Source organism: Pseudomonas sp. 05N36, assembly GCF_056397385.1.
Map to the genome: position 1 here is coordinate 81,022 of NZ_JBFTNH010000009.1, position 18,709 is coordinate 99,730.

Here is an 18,709-nt window from a genome sequence, read left to right on the forward strand (position 1 = left end):
AAAGCCATTGGGAATTACCTGCTTATTCTTCGCTGGTGTGCACTTTGCGGTGCAGGATCGCCTGGAACTCGTCGGCGAAGGTGTAGTAACGGGCGAGCAAGGTTTCGCTGCGGGCAGAGAAACGGTTGTAAGCGATAACGGCCGGAATCGCCGCGAACAGGCCGATGGCCGTTGCAACCAGTGCCTCGGCAATACCTGGAGCCACGGTGGCCAGGGTCGCTTGCTGGGCAGTTGCCAGGCCACGGAAGGAGTTCATGATGCCCCAGACTGTACCGAACAGGCCGATGTACGGGCTGACGGAACCGACGGTCGCAAGGAACGGCAGGCTCTGCTCGAGCTTTTCTTCTTCGCGGGAAATGGCCACGCGCATGGCACGTGCCACACCTTCCATGACCGCTTCCGGATCAACGCCTGGCTGCTGACGCAGACGGGAGAATTCCTTGAAACCTGCACGGAAGATCTGTTCTACGCCGGAATCCGGGTCAGGGTTGCTGCCGGCCTGACGGTAGAGTTTGGACAGGTCGATGCCGGACCAGAAGCGCTCTTCAAAGCTCTCCAGGGCACGTCGACCGGCGCGCAACAAGTTGCTGCGCTGAAAGATCATGATCCACGAGGTCACCGATGCGGCTACCAGGATCAGCATTACCAACTGCACCACAACGCTGGCATTGCTGACCAGGCTCCACATGGAGGAATGGTCGACGACGTTAGCTTCCACGCTTTATCTCCTGCTCTGAGTGTGTACCCGCGCCGCTCACGTCGGCAAAGGCCGCACGTAGAGCTTCGGGAATGGCCCGGGGTTTCAAACTATGGGTGCGCACACAGGCCACCAAAAACTGCCCTTCGCAGAGCAGTGCATTATCCGCGGCTCGCCTGACCTGCTGTTTAAAGCGCAGGCTGACGCGGTTCAATTCGATTACTTCTGCACTTACCAGAAGCTCGTCGTCCAGTCGCGCCGGCGCGTGATAGCGCGCTTCGCTGGAATGCACGACGAACAACAGGTCCTCACCAGCAAGCTGCGATTGGGCAAAGCCCAGCTCCCGTAGCCGCTCGGTTCGAGCCCGCTCCATAAACTTAAGGTAATTAACGTAATACACGATGCCGCCGGCATCGGTGTCCTCGTAATAAACGCGACAACGATGTGCGAACGGCTCAAGCCCGTTTTGCGCGCGCATACTCTAGTGGTTACTCCTCAGGTTGCCAATCCGGCCAGGCAACTGTTTTTCATTCTCCAACGACTTTCGTGCGAAAGATCGGCAATCGCAGCCCCGTAGGACCGCACAAAGCCGAAATAAGTCGGCACGCAGAGGTCGTCATTCGTCTACCGCATCAAGAAGCTCGTCTGGCACGGGCATTTCACCCAACCGAGACGGGATATTCAAACCGAAATGCAGGTACGCATGCCGGGTCACGACCCGACCACGCGGGGTCCGCATGATATAGCCCTGCTGAATCAGATAGGGCTCCAGCACGTCCTCGATGGTGTGCCGCTCTTCGCTGATCGCCGCCGCGAGACTGTCCACCCCGACCGGGCCGCCATCGAACTTCTCGATCATGGTCAGCAGCAAGCGCCGGTCCTGATGATCGAAGCCACGCTCGTCGACGTCCAGCAGGTTCAGCGCCAGATCGGCAATCGGTTTAGTGATATGCCCCTTCGCCCGGACTTCGGCAAAGTCACGCACCCGGCGCAACAGACGGTTGGCAATACGCGGCGTACCACGGGCCCGACGCGCAATTTCAAAGGCGCCCTCCGGGTCCAGCGGCAAGCCGAGGATGTTCGCCGAACGGCTGACGATGGTCGCCAGATCCGCGGTGCTATAGAACTCCAGGCGCTGAACGATACCGAAGCGGTCACGCAACGGGTTGGTCAGCATCCCGGCGCGGGTAGTAGCGCCGACCAGGGTGAACGGTGGCAGGTCGAGCTTGATCGAACGCGCCGCCGGCCCTTCACCGATCATGATGTCGAGCTGGAAGTCTTCCATGGCCGGGTACAGCACTTCTTCGACAATCGGCGACAGCCGATGGATCTCGTCGATGAACAACACATCATGCGGTTCGAGGTTGGTCAGCAGCGCCGCCAGATCACCCGGACGCTCGAGGACCGGCCCCGAGGTGCTTTTGATCGACACGCCCATTTCCTGGGCAATGATGTTGGCCAAGGTGGTTTTACCCAGCCCCGGCGGACCGAAGATCAGCGTGTGATCGAGGGATTCGTTACGCCCGCGGGCAGCCTGGATGAACAACTCCATCTGCTCGCGAACGGTCGGCTGGCCAATGTATTCGGCCAGGCTGACGGGACGAATCGCACGGTCCTGGACTTCTTCGCGGTCACGGGGACCACCCGTGGCGGCGATCAGACGATCAGCTTCAATCACTTAAATCATTCCCTTCAGGGCGCGACGAATCAGGTCTTCACTGCTCAAGCCTTTCTCCTTGATGGCAGAAATCGCCTTGCTGGCCTCCTGCGGCTTGTAGCCCAGGGAAATCAACGCACTCACTGCGTCATTTTCCGCAGTGGCCACCGGTATTGGCGCATCCGGCTGATTCGGCACCAGGGCGAACATGCTTGGCACGGTTTCCCAGGCCTTGAAACGATCCTTGAGCTCCACCAGCAAACGCTCGGCGGTCTTCTTGCCGACGCCCGGCACCTTGGTCAGCGCCGACGTGTCCTGCGCTTGCACGCAGCGCACCAGCTCATCGACTTCAAGGCTCGACATCAAGGCCAGCGCCAGCTTGGGGCCCACGCCATTGAGGCGGATCAGTTCACGGAAAAAATCGCGCTCACGCTTGCCAATGAAACCGTAGAGCAACTGGGCGTCTTCACGCACAACCAAATGGGTGTGCAAGGTAATCGGCTCTCCGACCGACGGCAGTCGATAAAGCGTGGTCATCGGCACTTCCAGCTCATAGCCCAGACCATTTACATCCAGAATCAGGTGCGGCGGCTGYTTCTCAGCCAAGGTGCCGCGCAARCGTCCAATCACGTTTCARATCCTTRAGCGTTGGCCAGATCTGGCTGACGAGTACCAAAGTGAGCGTGGCGGCCGACAAAACAGGCACAAAACGCTCAACGGATAAAATGAGTGGGCTGATGCTATCAGATCAGAGGCGAAGGCGACCGCCACGACTGCGAGCCGTTCCCAGACCATGAGGTAACAGGCTGGAACGGGTGTGAGCATGACAAATGGCGATTGCCAGGGCGTCCGAGGCATCGATTTGCGGTTTGCTGGTCAGTTTCAGCATGTGCATGACCATCATCTGCACCTGCTCTTTATTCGCCGCGCCCGTCCCGGTCACTGCCTGCTTGACCTGGGTTGCGGTGTATTCGGCGATTTCGAGGTTTTCTTCGGCACCGGCAACGATGGCCGCGCCGCGGGCCTGGCCCAGCTTCAGGGCCGAGTCAGCGTTACGGGCCATAAAGACCTTTTCGATGCCCATGGTGACCGGGCCGTAGGTCTGGATGACTTCACGCACACCGCGGTAAACAATTTGCAGCCGCTCATGCAACTCGCCGCTGCCGGTACGAATGCAGCCCGAGGCCACGTACACGCAGCCACGACCGGTATCGCGTACCACGCCGTAACCGGTAATGCGCGAACCGGGGTCGATACCAAGAATTAAAGTCATAACGCCTGCGGGTTAAGTAAAAGCACGGTAGTAAAAGCAGCGAATACCAAATGTAGGAGCGAGCCTGCTCGCGAAGGCGATTTCATATTCAGCAACGATGCTGCCTGAAAGTCCGCATTCGCGAGCAGGCTCGCTCCCGCATTGGATCTTGGTCGCCCTTAACCGAGCTGTTGGGCCACCGACTCCGGAATATCCGCATTGGAATAAACGTTCTGCACGTCATCCAGGTCTTCGAGCATGTCGATCAGCTTGAGGATCTTCTCGGCGCCTTCCAGGTCCAGTTCGGCACTGGTGGTCGGCAGCATGACGATTTCCGCGTCGTGACCTTTGAAGCCAGCAGCTTCCAGGGCGTTACGAACCGAGTAGAAGCCGGCGAACGAAGTGAACACGTCAATCGAGCCGTCTTCGTGGGTGACCACGTCATCGGCGTCGGCTTCCATGGCGGCTTCCATCAATGCGTCTTCGTCGACGCCCGGCGCGAAGGAAATCTGCCCCTTGCGCTCGAACAGGTAGGCCACCGAACCGTCGGTCCCCAGGTTGCCGCCACACTTGCTGAAAGCGTGACGAACAGCCGCTGCGGTGCGGTTGCGGTTGTCGGTCATGCACTCGACCATCACCGCCACGCCACCCGGACCGTAACCTTCGTAGCTCAATTCGACCATGTCGTCGGTGTCGGCAGCGCCAGCACCACGAGCCACCGCGCGATCGATGATGTCACGGCTCATGTTCGCGCCAAGGGCTTTGTCCAGCGCCAGACGCAAACGCGGGTTGGAGCCCGGATCACCGCCACCCTGACGGGCCGCGACAGTCAGTTCACGAATCCACTTGGTGAAAATCTTGCCCTTCTTGGCATCCTGACGTTCTTTGCGGTGCTTGATGTTCGCCCACTTGGAATGACCCGCCATAACTCGCTCCGAATTCTCTTTAAAACAATTCTCTATAAAACAATGCCCGCACGCCCATGAAGGCGAGCGGGCAACACAATCTGGATCTGGCGCCCTGGCGCATCAGCGATGCGCCAGGGTGCTCAGTTTTACTCAGCCTTAGGCTGTTCGCGCAGGCGAATGTGCAGCTCGCGCAGCGCCTTGGCATCGACCAGGCCAGGAGCCTGAGTCATGACGCAGGCAGCGCTCTGGGTTTTCGGGAAGGCAATCACTTCACGGATCGACTGGGCGCCGGTCATCAGCATCACCAGACGGTCGAGACCGAAAGCCAGGCCACCGTGCGGCGGCGCGCCGTATTTCAGGGCGTCGAGCAGGAAGCCGAATTTCTCTTCCTGTTCCGCTTCGCTGATACCCAGCAGGCGGAAGACCGATTGCTGCATTTCCTTGCGGTGGATACGGATCGAACCGCCACCCAGCTCGGTGCCGTTCAACACCATGTCGTAGGCACGGGACAGAGCGGTCGCCGGGTTGGCTTCGAGCTCTTCTGGCGTGCACTTCGGTGCGGTGAACGGGTGGTGCAAGGCGGTGAAGCTGCCGTCGTCGTTCTCTTCGAACATCGGGAAGTCGACAACCCACATCGGTGCCCACTCGCAGGTCAGCAGGTTCAGGTCGTGACCGACCTTGATCCGCAGTGCGCCCAGCGCTTCGCTGACGATCTTGGCCTTGTCGGCACCGAAGAACACGATGTCGCCATCAACCGCGCCAACGCGATCGAGGATCACATTGAGGTTGGCTTCAGGGATATTTTTGACGATAGGCGACTGCAGGCCTTCAACGCCCTTCGCGCGCTCGTTGACCTTGATGTACGCCAGGCCCTTGGCACCGTAGATGCCGACGAACTTGGTGTAGTCGTCGATCTTGCTGCGCGGCATGCTCGCCCCGCCTGGAACGCGCAGAGCGGCGATACGGCTTTTCGGGTCGTTGGCCGGGCCACTGAAGACCTTGAAGTCGACTTCCTTGAGCTGGTCGGCAACGTCGACCAGTTCCAGCGGGTTACGCAGGTCCGGCTTGTCGGAACCGTAACGACGCATGGCCTCGTCCCAGGTCATGTGCGGGAACTCACCGAATTCCAGACCCAACACTTCCTTGAACAGGTTGCGGATCATGCCTTCGGTCAGGCCCATGATCTCGGCTTCGTTGAGGAAGCTGGTCTCGATGTCGATCTGGGTGAATTCCGGCTGACGGTCGGCACGCAGGTCTTCGTCACGGAAGCACTTGGCGATCTGGTAGTAACGATCGAAGCCGGCGACCATCAGCAGTTGCTTGAACAGCTGCGGCGATTGCGGCAAGGCGAAGAAGCTGCCAGCGTGAGTACGGCTCGGCACCAGATAGTCACGCGCACCTTCCGGGGTCGCACGGGTCAGGATCGGCGTCTCGACGTCGAGGAAGCCGTTCTCGTCCAGGTAGCGACGAATGCTGGTGGTCATGCGCGAACGCAGGCGCAGCTTCTCGAGCATTTCCGGACGACGCAGGTCGATGAAGCGATAACGCAGGCGGGTTTCTTCGCCAACGTCGGAGAACTCGTTGAGCGGGAACGGCGGGGTTTCCGCTTCGTTCAATACTTCCAGCTCGTAGCCCAGTACTTCGATCATGCCCGAAGCCATGTTGGCGTTGCCGGCACCGGCTGGACGCAGGCGCACCTTACCGGTGATCTTGACCACGTATTCGCTGCGCACACGGTCGGCGGCGGCGAAGGTGTCGGCGCGATCCGGATCGAACACCACCTGGGCCAGACCTTCACGATCACGGATATCGAGGAAGATCACCCCGCCGTGGTCACGACGACGGTGGACCCATCCGCAAAGGGTAACTTCCTGACCTTCCAGGCTTTCGTTCAGTTGGCCGCAATAATGGCTGCGCATCATGGTAGTGGTTTCACTTCTCGTAATTCGAAATTCGTTTGGAGGCCTTGCCGCACCACCGCACTTCAATAAGGTGCCTGATGATGCAAGAGCTCACGCGTGTCGTTCAACTTAGTCAGCTTTGTCGCCGCCGGCCAGATTCTTCTTCGAACCGGTTTTGAAATCGGTCTCGTACCAGCCGGTGCCGCTGAGGCGGAAACCTGGCATGGACAGCATTTTTTTCAATTCGGGTGCCTGGCAGGCAGGGCAGTCGACCAACGGTGCTGCGCTGATCTTCTGAATGGCTTCCAACTGATGACCACAGGAAGCACATTGATAGTCGTACATCGGCATGGGGTTGTCTCGGCAATCAGATTATCACCGCGCAAACGTCGGGTTTCGCGGCAAAGGGCGGGATTATATCCATTAAATCGAGCCTGTGCAGCCGTAACGCTGCACAGGCACATGCTCATTCGGGTGACGCCTGACCACACGAGCCGTCCCCATCACCGAGCGGCACGTCATTCAACGCTACAGGCGTCCTCATTCAAACTGTGTACAACGCACACCACCCGCACCAGCCCGCTGAAATTTTTCACCCCGCCATGACGCAGGTGCACCTCTCTATCAACGTAGGAAAGCAAAGCGCTCACCGAGCAACAGTTGATTTTCGCCATCCTGGCCAAAATGTCCCAATAGACCTGCTCAAGGCGCAAACAGGTGGCAAATCCATTCAAACGGACCGATCGGGACAATGGACGCGCCAACCCCATATCAAACTCCCGAACAAAAGGATCTCTCTTCCCCACCTGCCTTACATCTTGAAACCGAGCGACTTCAATTGTCCCCTGCCCTATTCCTCGACTCATACTGCTGACACTCCTTTGTCATACTTGCTTTCAACGAGAGCAACCCTCTGTTTCCTTATAGAAACGCAGGCGGATAGTTATATCCAGATGACTTTATGACCATCAACGTAGGACAAGCCAACAACTGTAGGGAGACCGTTAACACGGTCCTACATCTGCCTATAAAGCAGAATTTCAGCGCGGGAAAAGTCAAAGCCACGGCGCGAAAACAGCCGAAAAATGCTCGGACGTCGCCCTATCAGAGAAGCATCTCAGACCACGGACAGGAGAAGCACTGACGGCGCCGGGCACCCTCTGGCACTCGCGCACCTCTTTCCCCTCTATAAGAAGAAAAACACCCTGAATCCGCGAGCTCAAGGCATTTTCTCTGCCCGCAGCAAGCCAAAAAGCCGATCGAGCTCTCTAGAACAAGCCTTCAGGCAACACCTGCAGACAGTACCGCGCAAACCGCCTCCCCCCCCCATCGCCGCGCCCTCTGCACTTGATTTGAGAAGGCCTGGGCTTTGCTGTTAAATAGAGGCGTGTCGCTGCCTCTATTTCCCTGGGTGCAGCGCATAGGCTGATACCGGGCACGTGTCCAGCGCCTCCCATTGTTCAGAAGCGAACCGTGCTCAATCAGCTCTTCCTTGTGATCCGTCTTAACGTGAGTTAATTAAAATGTTGAAAATCGTCCACCTGCTAACGGGCGCAGCGGCTCTGCTGCTGTCCTTCATCCCTAGCTTGCGAACCGAAGCCGTACCTTACCTGCAACAACCTGACGCGCTGTACCTGGCGTTCTTCGGCTTGCTCAACCTGACCCTCGCTCCGGTTATCCCTTACTGGAACAAAGGTCCACGTCACCAACTGCAAAATCTGGTCAGCGCCTTGCTGGTGCTTGCCGTTGTCGTGCAAACCCTGACCCTCCTCGCACCGATGCCGGTCATTGGTGGTCAGCCCGCAGTCCTGCTTAGCCTCATCGTCGCCCTGATCGCCGTACTTCTGCACCTGGCCATCAGCTTTTATAAATCCTCTCCTGCCGCCGCTACGCAAAATTACGACATGACCAATCGTGATACCGGCACCGTCAAATGGTTCAACACCTCCAAAGGCTTCGGTTTCATTTCTCGCGATTCCGGAGACGATATTTTCGTGCACTTCCGTGCAATCCGTGGTGAAGGTCACCGCGTCCTGGTCGAAGGCCAGCGCGTGGAGTTCTCTGTCATGAACCGTGACAAGGGCCTGCAAGCTGAAGACGTGATCGCCGCGTTGCCGCGTCGCTGATGTAAGTTCCGCTACGCCCACACTAAAAAACCGCGATGCAGCCTGGCTGCATCGCGGTTTTTTTATCGCCTGCCGATGTGTCGCCCCGGCCAGCACTCAGTAATGCGGTGGTGGAGCCTCTTCTTCAAAGGACTCGAACTGCCCGGCCGCTTCTTCCTGGCGCTTGAACAACGCTTCCACTTGCAACTGCAAGCGCTCGACCACTCGCTGCTGTGTCACCAGCACATCATTCATCGCTTCAATCGTGTCATCCTGAAACGCCAGACGACTTTCCAGTTCGGTAATGCGCTCTTCCAGGTTCATGGTTCAGCCCTCCAGAAACGTGAAGTCATCGGTCAAAACCAAACGCAGCCGTTCGCGGATTACTGCGACTTCTTCGGCACTGTAAGGCTTGGCCGGGTGTTTGCCCCAAACCGGGGCTGGCCAGGCGGCATCATTGCGCTTACGCACAATGACATGCATGTGCAGTTGACTGACAACATTGCCCAGGGTCGCGACATTCAACTTGTCGGCGTCGAACGAATCCTTGAGCGTTTCGGCCAACTCGGTTGTTTCCCGCCACAACTGCTGCTGGTCGGCGACATCCAGTTGAAACAACTCGCTGACATCCTCACGACGCGGCACCAGGATGAACCAGGGGTAATTCGAATCATTGGATAGCAACAACCGACTTAGAGGGAAATCCCCAATCGGCAGGGTGTCTTGTTCAAGTCGTGGATCTAAGGCGAACACCGCGCGCACTCCCGCACTCTGCATGAGACTCAGTTTAGCGCCCAGCCCGAAGGCTAACCGCCCGTATATACCAGCAGCATACCCGCGAACGCGGCACGGATCACTGCGAAAAAACAGGGCGCACAGCCCTCGATCCGGGCGACCCGATATAAACGTTCAACGCACGAGCGCCCCGGCACTGAACATTTCTACTGTCAACGCACCAACCCAGCACCAGACCTCGGCACTTCGTCAAAAAATCAACGACCTACCCGAGGATGTGAACCCGCATTCGAGGACTTCGCTGTACGAATTTCGTACAATCTTGGAAATTTCTTGCACCAAATTTGCACAGTGCGTCTACGCTGAAAACGTCGAGCATCCGCCGTCTACTCACCCGCAAGGGTGAACCAGTAACATTTGTGTGCTAATACCCATGCTCTTTGATGGTGCAACACTAGAAGAACCACGGCGTCAAGCTCAAACAAATCGGCCTTGAAAGCCCCGGTTTTATGAGGTTTTAGTCATTAAGACAGGGGATTCTGAAAAAATCGGCAACAAAAAACCGATTTGTGCACGCTTGTTGCATTCGTACACACATCGCCTGTGAGGCATCCGCTGGAAGTCGGAACCTTAAGGCTCATAACAATAGCGGCATGGCTGCCCAGGGAGCTTCAAGTGCAAGACAAGGATTTCTTTTTCTGATATTGAAGCCTTGGAAAACAACACTGAAGTTGTCAGTCCGAAGGCAAAAAATTTGTGTAATTACGACCTCTACAGCGCATTTTGCGACAGGGCCGTAAAGAAGCCGAAAGGTTAGATACGCAAGTATCGCCAATATTGTCGGCGTGATATAAGTTTGCGCCGACACAAAAAAGAAAGAGCCGCCCAGATAATAAATCAGGTGGGACGGCAGTACTCTTCTAAAACCAAAGGAGCAAATCACGATGCGCGTGATGAAGTGGAGCATGATCGCCCTGGCTGTTACTGCAGCTACCGGCACCCAAGTCGCTATGGCCGAACCGTTTGTAACCGACCAGGCTGGCGCAAAAGGTTTCGTTGAAGGCGCCTCGGCTGGCGTGGTACTGAAGAACTACTACTTCAACCGCGACAAGAAAAACGGTGCTAACGACGCGATCGACTGGACCCAAGGTGTTCTGGGTAAATTCAGTTCCGGCTACACCCAAGGTACTGTTGGCGTGGCCGTCGAAGGCTTCGGCGATGCAGGCTTCAAACTTGACGGTACCGACTCTCAGTCTGGCTCCGGCAACCTGAGCCGCCAAGCCAATGGCGACAACAACAACAGCTTCGGTAAAGCAGGCGCGGCAGTTAAAGTTCGCATCTCCAAAACCGAGCTGAAATTCGGCGACCAGACGCCTACCACTGCTCCAGTATTCGCCGTTGGCGGCAGCCGTCTGTTCCAACAGACTGCTCGTGGTTTCCAACTGCAGAGCAGCGAAATCAAAGACCTCGATCTTGAAGCAGGTCACTTCTACGCCGGCAGCAGCCAGGATAAAACCTCGCTCCAAGGCAACCTGTGGACTCAATACGCGAACACGATGGTTGAGAGCGCCGATTACCTGGGTGGTAAATACGGCATCAACGACAACCTGAGCGTTTCCCTCTACGGTGCCAAGTTCCAGGACACCTGGACCCAGTACTACGGTAACGCGAACTACACCATTCCGTTGGCGACCGACCAGTCCCTGAACTTCGACTTCAACCTGTATCAGACCAACGATACCGGCGCAGCGAAAGCAGGCAAAATCGACAACACCACCTACTCGCTGGCGGCTGCCTACTCCTTCTTGAAGGCACACACCGTTACTCTGGCGTTCCAACAGGTTCACGGTGATACCCCATTCGACTACATCGGTGTAGGCGATAACAACCGTGGTGGCGACTCGATCTTCCTGGCTAACTCGATTCAGTACTCTGACTTCAACGGTCCAGAAGAAAAATCCATCCAGGCACGTTATGACCTGAAAATGGCCGAATACGGCGTACCAGGTCTGAGCTTCATGGTTCGTTATGCTCACGGTCAAGGCATCGACGGCACCAAAATGGCTGCTGACAGCCCTTACCGTGCCTACGGCTACGGCGAAGACGGTCGTCACAACGAGACCAACCTGGAAGCCAAATACGTTGTCCAGGCTGGCCCTCTGAAAGACCTGTCCTTCCGTGCTCGCCAAGCGTGGCACAGAGGCAACAATGACCAGGCTGAAGGCAACATCAACGAGTTCCGCCTGATCACCGAGTACCCGCTGAACATCCTGTAATCGCTACGGCTACAGTTGTTCGATTGATATAAAAAAGGCCCATCACTGATGRGCCTTTTTTTGTGCCTGCTTTATGGCAATACGAAATCAACTTCAATAAATAGCCAGCTAATAATAAGCCAGCACTCTATTCCGCTTTCAGAACAACACAACAGCAGACTGTAAAAACACTCAAGGGGCTTATCGCCCCTTGAGTTCGTTACCGACACTTGACCAAAAGGCCAAGTAATAAACCGGCATTGGTTACGCCGTTTCCTGAACCATACGAATTACCCGTTGCGGGTACGGAATATCAATTCCTGCCGCCTTCAAACGATCGCGGGCGTGTTCATTGAACTTGAACATCACATCCCAGTAGTCCGCGGTTTTCACCCAGACGCGCAAAGAAACCGTGATCGAGCTGTCGCCCAGGGTCGACACTACCGCTACCGGCGCAGGATCAGCCATCACGCGCTCATCCTTGGCCAATTCCAGCAGCACCTCACGCGCCTTCTGCAAATCGGCGTCGTAATTCACAGCGATGTCGAACACCACTTTACGGGTCAGTTGACGGTTGTGGTTGGTGATGATGCCGTTCGACAGATTACCGTTGGGCACGATGACGGTTTTGTTGTCACCGGTGCGCAGCAAGGTGTGGAAGATCTGAATGCTGTCGACGGTACCGGTAATGCCTTGGGCTTCGATCACGTCACCGATACGGAACGGACGGAACAACAGAATCAGCACCCCGCCAGCGAAGTTCGCCAGGCTGCCTTGCAACGCCAGACCGATCGCCAGGCCCGCCGCACCGATGGCCGCGACAAACGAGGTGGTCTCAACACCGATCATCGATGCGACGCTGACCATCAGCAGCACTTTGAGGATGATGTTCGCCAGGCTGCTCATAAACCCCTGCAACGCCAGGTCGGCGTTGCGCAGGGCCAGCAGTTTGCCAACCTTGTGGGTCAGCTTGTTGATCAGCCACCAGCCAATGGCCAGGGTAACGGCCGCCAGCAGCACACGGCTGCCGTATTCCATGATCATCGGGATCCAGGCCTGGGAAGCCTTGACCAGGTTGTCCACTTCAGCATTTATGTCCATTTATCTCTCCTGATTCCCGGCTACCCGGCACGTAAAAACTGCACGGCAGAAAGACCGAGCCAGTAAAGATGGCCCAATCGTTTCTGCCGTTACATGGGTCTCGGACGTCAATATCGCCCGCAGGTTCCCTGAAGACTGATCAGTCGCGGAAGTTGTTGAACTGCAGCGGCATGCCAAATTCCTTGGCACGCAGTGCCGCAATGGCTTCCTGCAGGTCGTCACGCTTCTTGCCGGTGATCCGTACCTGCTCGCCCTGGATGGCGGCCTGGACCTTGAGCTTGGCGTCTTTGACGTGAGCAACGATCTTCTTCGCCAGCTCCTTGTCGATGCCCTCCTTGAGCACGGCGTCCTGCTTCATCAGCTTGCCGGAAGCATAGGCGTCTTTTACCTCAAGGCATTGCACATCGATCTTGCGCTTGACCAAAGCCAGCTTGAGGATCTCGATCATCGCTTCCAGCTGGAAGTCGGCCTCGGCGGTCAGGTTGACAGTCAGGTCCTTTTCCTTGAACTCGAAGCTGCCCTTGCCTTTCAAATCATAACGACGGTCGAGTTCCTTGACGGCGTTCTCGACCGCGTTGGTGAGTTCGTGTTTGTCCAGTTCGGATACCACGTCGAACGACGGCATGTAATCTCTCCAATAAAAAGGGCACGCTCAATAGTGATGGAGCACGCCTGGCTTGCGGTTAAAATCCGCGCTGATTATAACGGGTCTTTACCTTCCTACGCTGCGAGCCTCACATGCGCCTGCCAATCCGAGCAAAAAACTGATGTCGACCACCTGGCACGTCCTTGGCGCCGGCAGTCTTGGCACCCTGTGGGCCGCGCGACTGGCACGGGCGGGCCTGCCGGTGAAACTGATTCTGCGCGACACGGCGCGCTTGCAGGCCTATCAGGCCGCCGGTGGGCTGACCTTGGTCGAACAGGGCGAAGCGCAGCAGTATGCGATTCCCGGCGAAACTGTCGACAGCGCGGGTCCGATAGACCGCTTGCTGGTGGCCTGCAAAGCCTACGACGCCGAAAGCGCGGTGGCGCAACTGGCAGCGCGTCTTGCACCCAATGCCGAGCTGATTCTGTTGCAGAACGGCCTCGGCAGTCAGGACGCCGTCGCCGCACGCGTCCCACAGGCGCGCTGCATCTTCGCCTCAAGCACCGAAGGCGCGTTTCGCGATGACGACTGGCGCGTGGTGTTTGCCGGCCATGGGTACACCTGGCTCGGCGATGCCAGCCACCCTACCCCGCCGATCTGGCTGGATGACCTGAGCGCCGCCGGCATCCCCCACGAATGGAGCACGGACATCCTGACCCGTTTGTGGCGCAAACTGGCGCTCAATTGCGCAATCAACCCCCTGACCGTGCTGCATGACTGCCGCAACGGCGGCTTGCAACAGCATCATTGCGAGGTCGCCACCCTCTGCGCCGAGCTGAGCGAGCTGCTGGAGCATTGCGGTCAGCCCGCGGCCGCGCAAAACCTGCAACAGGAAGTCGAGCGGGTGATTCAAGCGACTGCGGCCAACTTCTCGTCGATGTACCAGGACGTCGCCAGTCAACGCCGAACCGAGATCAGCTACTTGCTCGGGCACGCTTGCACCGTTGCGTCGAGGCACCAACTGGTGCTGCCGCACCTCAACCAATTGCAGCAGCGGCTGATTACGCACCTGCACGCACGCGGATTGCCCAGCGACTGAGCAACGGCTACGCTGCCTTCCTGTTCCTTTTTAGCGACGACCCCAATGCCATTGCGCCAGCGCCTTGAAAACCTGCCGGTCGGCCAGAAACTGCTGGCCGCCCTGTTGGTGCTGTTGACCACCGTGTTGCTGGTGGCCAACCTGACCTTTATCAGCGCCGCCTATTGGATCTCCCAGGAAAGCATGGCCCCGCAGGCCTTGCAGACCATCGGCCGGCTGGTAGCCAGCCCGTCCATCACCGCCCAGGCGCTCAACTCTCCCGAAGAAGCCCAACGGCTGCTCATCGAGCTCAACAGCTATTCACCGCTGCGAGCCGCGGCGCTGTATGACGGCAAAGGCCTGCGTCTGGCTCAGGTGCAGCACGGCGACAAACTCAAGCTGCCCGAGCACTATCGAAATATCGAGGCCTGGCAGGCCACCGAGTTTCGCAGTAATCAGTTGATCACTCTGTTGCGCCCCGGCGAGGCGCCCGGCCATCTGCTGCTGGTGGCCAGCAGCGAATTACCGATGGCGTTCTACACCGGCACCCTGACCGCCAGCCTCGGGATTCTGATTTTCAGCGTGCTGCTGTGGCTGGTGATTGCCCGGCAGATCAAACGCCTGATCACCCGACCAATTCATGAGCTCGAAGAGTTGTCCCGGCAGGTAACTCGCGAAGAAAACTACGCCTTGCGTGCCTCTCGCGGTAACCACGACGAAATCGGCAGCCTTGCCGAAGCCTTCAACACCATGCTCTCGCGCATCGAAGCCCGAGAACAACAACTCAAGCGCGCGCGGGACGACTCCCAGGCCGCCTACGACCAGGCCCAGGGCCTGGCCGAAGAAACCCGTCATACCAACCGCAAACTGGAACTGGAAGTCCAGGTGCGGAGCAAGATCGAGAAGAAGCTCACCGGCTTCCAGAACTACCTCAACAGCATCATCGACTCGATGCCTTCGGCGCTGATCGCCCTCGATGAACAGCTCTACGTGACCCAATGGAACCAGGAAGCCAGCGCGCTTTCCGGTACGCGCCTTGACGAAGCGCTGAACCAGCCGATCTTCCTCGCCTTTGAACCGCTGAAACCGTTCCTGCCGCAGCTCAAGGAAACCGTCGAGCAGCACAGCGTGGTCAAGATCGAACGCGTCACCTGGGTCAAGGATGACGAGCCCAAGCATTACGCGCTGACCTTTTATCCGTTGATGGGCGGTGCCGGACGCGGCGTGGTGATCCGGATCGATGACATTACCCAGCGCCTGTCCCTCGAAGAAATGATGGTGCAGTCGGAGAAGATGCTCTCGGTCGGCGGCCTCGCCGCGGGCATGGCGCACGAAATCAACAACCCCCTGGGAGCGATCCTGCACAACGTGCAGAACATTCGCCGGCGCTTATCGGCCGACCTGCCGAAGAACATCGAAACCGCCGAACAGATCGGCATCGAACTGGACAGCGTCAATCGCTACCTGCAAAGCCGCGAAGTACCGCAACTGCTCGACGGCATTCAACAGGCCGGCGCCCGGGCGGCGAAGATCGTCACCCACATGCTCAGTTTCAGTCGTCGCAGCAACCGCCAAATGGCCCCGTGCGACCTGCCGGCACTGATCGATCAAGCCGTGGAGATCGCCAGCAACGACTTCGACCTGGCCATCGGCTTCGACTTCAAGGGCCAGGCCATTATTCGTCAGTTCGACCCGCAGCTGGGGCCAGTCCCCGGCACCGCCAACGAGCTCGAACAAGTGCTGCTCAACCTGCTGAAAAACGCTGCCCAGGCGATTCACCAACGCGAAGACGCCACAGAGCCGGGACGCATCATACTGCGCACCCGACTGAACCCGCCGTGGGCGGAAATCCAGGTCGAAGATAACGGCGTAGGCATGAGCGAGAACGTACGCAAACGCACCTTCGAACCTTTCTTCACCACCAAGGAAATCGGCCAGGGCACCGGTCTCGGATTGTCGGTGTCGTACTTCATCATCACCAACAACCACAAGGGTCAGATGGAAGTGCAATCGACCCTCGGCCAAGGCACGTGCTTCACCTTGCGCCTGCCATTGGCGGGCGCCACCCCGCTCGCCTCTCACGAACTCAAACAACTGGAGCGCTAAGCATGGGTTTTCGTTTGTCGAAGATTTACACCCGCACCGGCGACAAAGGTGAAACCGGGCTTGGCGACGGTCGCCGCGTGCCGAAGGACCATCCACGGGTCGAGGCCATCGGCGAAGTTGATACGCTGAACAGTCAGTTGGGATTGTTGTTGGCTGGCTTGGCCGAGCAATGCCACGCTCATCCTGGCCTGGCGGAGGTGATTGAGGTGCTTGAGCCGTGTCAGCACCGGTTGTTCGATCTGGGGGGCGAACTGGCAATGCCGGTGTATCAGGCTTTGAATGCCGCAGAAGTCGAACGCCTGGAAGCGGCGATCGATGTCTGGAATGAAGAATTGGGACCGCTGGAGAACTTCATTCTGCCCGGCGGCTCAGCCTTGATTGCGCAAGCCCACGTCTGCCGCAGCCTGGCGCGCAGTGCCGAGCGACGTTGCCAGCATCTGAATGCGCTGGAGCCTTTGGCCGGGGTTGGCCTGGCGTACATCAATCGCTTGTCGGACCTGTTGTTTGTGGCGGCCCGGCTGATTGCCAAGCGCCAGGGGATTGCCGAGATTTTGTGGCAGGCGGCGGCCAAGCCCAAGGTTTAGTCAGCTAAAGATCTGGTGCCTAGCAGGCCGTCATCGCGAGCAGGCTCGCTCCCACAGTGGATCGAGGTGTACACAAATCCAATGTGTGAGCGAGCTTGCTCGCGATGGCGCCGGTAGCATCGCCGCAGAATCAGGCCTCAGGCCAAAACGCCCGAATCCCCGCCACGCCCTGCGCTCCCGCTTCCCAGGCTTTCTGCCGTTCGGCAGGCCCCACGCCACCGAGCAGAAACACCGGTTTGCTGAACCCTGCAATCAACTGCGAGGCCTGCTCCCAGCCGAGTGGAGACGCATCCGGATGAGTCTGGGTTGGCTGAACCGGTGACAGGGTGACGAAGTCCACGCCCATCTGCTCCGCCAGACTCAGCTCTTCAGCGTTGTGGCAGGACGCTGCCAACCAGCGCGAGGCTGGCACCGGGCGCCCGGCGCTGGCGTATTTGCGCAGCTGCGCGGCGGTGATGTGCCAACCGGCGGCCGGGAAATCCCCCAACCACTCGAACGGGCCCTTGAGCATCAGTTGCGCCTTGCCGGCACACAACCCCACGGCATCCACCGCCAGATCGCGGTATTGCGGGTCGTAGCCATTCGGGGCGCGCAACTGGATCAGCTTGATCCCGCCGGCGATGGCTTTCTGAATACCGCGCAGCAGGGCCGGCGTTTCCAGGCCTTCCGGGGTAATCAGATAGTCGCCTGGCAGACGCGCAGCCGCCACGATCGGCTGGTTGGCGGCCGGGAACTCGTAGTCGCGCAGTTCACGCGCCGTCACCCATGCCAGAGGCTGGCCTTCGGCGCCATGAGGTTCGCCGGTAAACGCCGAGACCTCCCAGACATCCAGCAGCACTTGCTTGTCTGGATAGTCATGCTGAACCTTGATCAATGGCCGAGCGGCACTGACCACAATGCCCAACTCTTCCTGCAGCTCGCGCGACAGCGCGGCCTGCACCGCTTCGCCGTCCTCGACCTTGCCGCCGGGAAACTCCCACAGGCCGCCCTGATGCTGGGTATCGGCGCGGCGAGCGATGAGGATCTTGCAGCTGGCATCACGGATGACAGCCGCTGCTACATGAACTCGTTTCACCGCACTACTTCCTCTAAACCGGCTTTCTGCCAGGCCTTGAAGGCTGGCCATTGATAAATCGCTTCGACATAGGCGGCATCCACCGCTGGCAACGCGACTTGATAGGTGCGCAAGCGCACAGCGATGGGGGCGAAGAAGGCATCTGCCAGGCTTACGCTACCGAACAGGAACGGACCGGGTTCGGTTGCGACCGCGCGGCATTCAGCCCACAACGCCAGCATCCGCTCGATCTCCACCTGCACTTCAGGCGGCATTGGCGACAACGGCGCATCGTGGCTCAGGTCAAACGGCATATTGCCACGCATGGCGAAGAAGCCGCTGTGCATCTGCGCACACGCCGAACGAGCCTGGGCGCGGGCGGCGATGTCCTTCGGCCAGAGGTTGGCGTTCGGGAAACGCTCGACCAGGTACTCGGCGATGGCCAACGAGTCGGCAATGGTCCCGTGTTCGGTTTTCAGCAACGGGACTTTGCCAGTCGGCGAATGCTTGAGCAGGCGCTCGCGGGTGTCCGGCTGGTTCAGCTTGATCAGTTCTTCGGTGTAGGTCGCGCCGGCCAGTTCCAGCGCCAAAGCGCCGCGCAGGGACCAGGAGGAATACAGTTTGTCGCCGATGATCAGGTGGTAGCTCATGTTCAGGACCTTTTGATGAAATGAACAAGCCAGTCTTGTG

Annotated in this window: 20 protein-coding genes; 5 read left to right on the forward strand and 15 right to left on the reverse strand. The window is 58.4% G+C overall.

Going from position 1 to position 18,709, the window contains the following annotated elements; translation table 11 throughout:
- Positions 1-22: 22 nt before the first annotated feature.
- The 9 genes from tolQ to AC1DIH_RS13915 all read right to left on the reverse strand — a co-directional run bounded on the left by tolQ (position 23) and on the right by AC1DIH_RS13915 (position 7,281).
- On the reverse strand, positions 23-718 hold the full coding sequence (gene tolQ / locus AC1DIH_RS13875) for a protein TolQ (RefSeq protein WP_427531677.1): 696 nt from the start codon (positions 716-718) through the stop codon (positions 23-25).
- Positions 708-1,175: a tol-pal system-associated acyl-CoA thioesterase gene (ybgC, locus tag AC1DIH_RS13880; RefSeq protein WP_103315013.1), complete on the reverse strand. Its 468-nt coding sequence runs from the start codon at positions 1,173-1,175 to the stop codon at positions 708-710. Before ybgC ends, tolQ begins: the two co-directional genes overlap by 11 nt.
- Before the next feature lie 138 nt (positions 1,176-1,313).
- A complete protein-coding gene (gene ruvB / locus AC1DIH_RS13885) occupies positions 1,314-2,375 on the reverse strand; it encodes a Holliday junction branch migration DNA helicase RuvB (protein WP_477772098.1) in 1,062 nt (353 codons plus the stop codon).
- Positions 2,376-2,984 carry a Holliday junction branch migration protein RuvA gene (gene ruvA / locus AC1DIH_RS13890; protein ID WP_054593714.1) on the reverse strand — a complete coding sequence of 203 codons (609 nt, stop codon included), beginning with the start codon at positions 2,982-2,984 and terminating at the stop codon, positions 2,376-2,378.
- Positions 2,985-3,102: 118 nt separating this feature from the next.
- Entirely contained in the window at positions 3,103-3,627 is a 525-nt protein-coding gene (gene ruvC, locus AC1DIH_RS13895) for a crossover junction endodeoxyribonuclease RuvC (protein WP_019693260.1), read from the reverse strand.
- 158 nt (positions 3,628-3,785) lie between these two features.
- Positions 3,786-4,532: a YebC/PmpR family DNA-binding transcriptional regulator gene (locus AC1DIH_RS13900; RefSeq protein ID WP_019693261.1), complete on the reverse strand. Its 747-nt coding sequence runs from the start codon at positions 4,530-4,532 to the stop codon at positions 3,786-3,788.
- Between the two features lie 128 nt (positions 4,533-4,660).
- The gene (gene aspS / locus AC1DIH_RS13905; RefSeq protein WP_427531683.1) at positions 4,661-6,436 is read right to left on the reverse strand and encodes an aspartate--tRNA ligase; all 1,776 of its coding nucleotides are present in this window, start codon (positions 6,434-6,436) and stop codon (positions 4,661-4,663) included.
- A 108-nt stretch (positions 6,437-6,544) separates the two neighbouring features.
- Positions 6,545-6,766 (reverse strand): FmdB family zinc ribbon protein, encoded by a 222-nt coding sequence (locus tag AC1DIH_RS13910; RefSeq protein WP_010457489.1) that lies wholly within the window; start codon positions 6,764-6,766, stop codon positions 6,545-6,547.
- Positions 6,767-6,933: 167 nt separating this feature from the next.
- Entirely contained in the window at positions 6,934-7,281 is a 348-nt protein-coding gene (locus AC1DIH_RS13915) for a ribbon-helix-helix domain-containing protein (protein WP_477772099.1), read from the reverse strand.
- A 657-nt stretch (positions 7,282-7,938) separates the two neighbouring features.
- Here AC1DIH_RS13915 and AC1DIH_RS13920 point away from each other — a divergent pair.
- Positions 7,939-8,541, forward strand: coding sequence for a cold shock domain-containing protein membrane protein (locus AC1DIH_RS13920; protein WP_427536117.1), 603 nt, complete (start codon positions 7,939-7,941; stop codon positions 8,539-8,541).
- 96 nt (positions 8,542-8,637) lie between these two features.
- Here AC1DIH_RS13920 and AC1DIH_RS13925 read toward each other — a convergent pair whose 3' ends face one another.
- Both AC1DIH_RS13925 and AC1DIH_RS13930 read right to left on the reverse strand, forming a co-directional pair.
- Positions 8,638-8,844, reverse strand: coding sequence for a SlyX family protein (locus tag AC1DIH_RS13925; RefSeq protein ID WP_427531689.1), 207 nt, complete (start codon positions 8,842-8,844; stop codon positions 8,638-8,640).
- Between the two features lie 3 nt (positions 8,845-8,847).
- A complete protein-coding gene (locus AC1DIH_RS13930; RefSeq protein WP_477772100.1) occupies positions 8,848-9,273 on the reverse strand; it encodes an HIT family protein in 426 nt (141 codons plus the stop codon).
- Positions 9,274-10,199: 926 nt separating this feature from the next.
- On the opposite strand from AC1DIH_RS13930, the gene AC1DIH_RS13935 reads away from it, so the two are divergent.
- Positions 10,200-11,531, forward strand: a complete 1,332-nt coding sequence (locus tag AC1DIH_RS13935; RefSeq protein WP_477772101.1) for an OprD family porin — start codon at positions 10,200-10,202, stop codon at positions 11,529-11,531.
- Positions 11,532-11,774: 243 nt separating this feature from the next.
- On the opposite strand, the gene AC1DIH_RS13940 is transcribed toward AC1DIH_RS13935, so the two are convergent.
- Positions 11,775-12,611, reverse strand: a complete 837-nt coding sequence (locus AC1DIH_RS13940; protein ID WP_477772102.1) for a mechanosensitive ion channel family protein — start codon at positions 12,609-12,611, stop codon at positions 11,775-11,777.
- 139 nt (positions 12,612-12,750) lie between these two features.
- Positions 12,751-13,236, reverse strand: a complete 486-nt coding sequence (locus AC1DIH_RS13945) for a YajQ family cyclic di-GMP-binding protein (RefSeq protein ID WP_019693270.1) — start codon at positions 13,234-13,236, stop codon at positions 12,751-12,753.
- Between the two features lie 142 nt (positions 13,237-13,378).
- On the opposite strand from AC1DIH_RS13945, the gene AC1DIH_RS13950 reads away from it, so the two are divergent.
- From AC1DIH_RS13950 to AC1DIH_RS13960, 3 genes are read left to right on the forward strand one after another with little or no spacing between them, the layout of a single operon-like run.
- Positions 13,379-14,296 (forward strand): putative 2-dehydropantoate 2-reductase, encoded by a 918-nt coding sequence (locus tag AC1DIH_RS13950; RefSeq protein ID WP_477772103.1) that lies wholly within the window; start codon positions 13,379-13,381, stop codon positions 14,294-14,296.
- A 45-nt stretch (positions 14,297-14,341) separates the two neighbouring features.
- Entirely contained in the window at positions 14,342-16,381 is a 2,040-nt protein-coding gene (locus tag AC1DIH_RS13955) for a sensor histidine kinase (RefSeq protein WP_477772104.1), read from the forward strand.
- 2 nt (positions 16,382-16,383) lie between these two features.
- Positions 16,384-16,965 (forward strand): cob(I)yrinic acid a,c-diamide adenosyltransferase, encoded by a 582-nt coding sequence (locus AC1DIH_RS13960; RefSeq protein WP_477772105.1) that lies wholly within the window; start codon positions 16,384-16,386, stop codon positions 16,963-16,965.
- Between the two features lie 130 nt (positions 16,966-17,095).
- On the opposite strand, the gene AC1DIH_RS13965 is transcribed toward AC1DIH_RS13960, so the two are convergent.
- Together AC1DIH_RS13965 and AC1DIH_RS13970 are read right to left on the reverse strand one after the other, a co-directional pair.
- The gene (locus AC1DIH_RS13965) at positions 17,096-18,040 is read right to left on the reverse strand and encodes a Nudix family hydrolase (RefSeq protein ID WP_477772106.1); all 945 of its coding nucleotides are present in this window, start codon (positions 18,038-18,040) and stop codon (positions 17,096-17,098) included.
- On the reverse strand, positions 18,037-18,669 hold the full coding sequence (locus AC1DIH_RS13970; RefSeq protein ID WP_477772107.1) for a glutathione S-transferase family protein: 633 nt from the start codon (positions 18,667-18,669) through the stop codon (positions 18,037-18,039). Before AC1DIH_RS13970 ends, AC1DIH_RS13965 begins: the two co-directional genes overlap by 4 nt.
- Between the last annotated feature and the right edge of the window lie 40 nt (positions 18,670-18,709).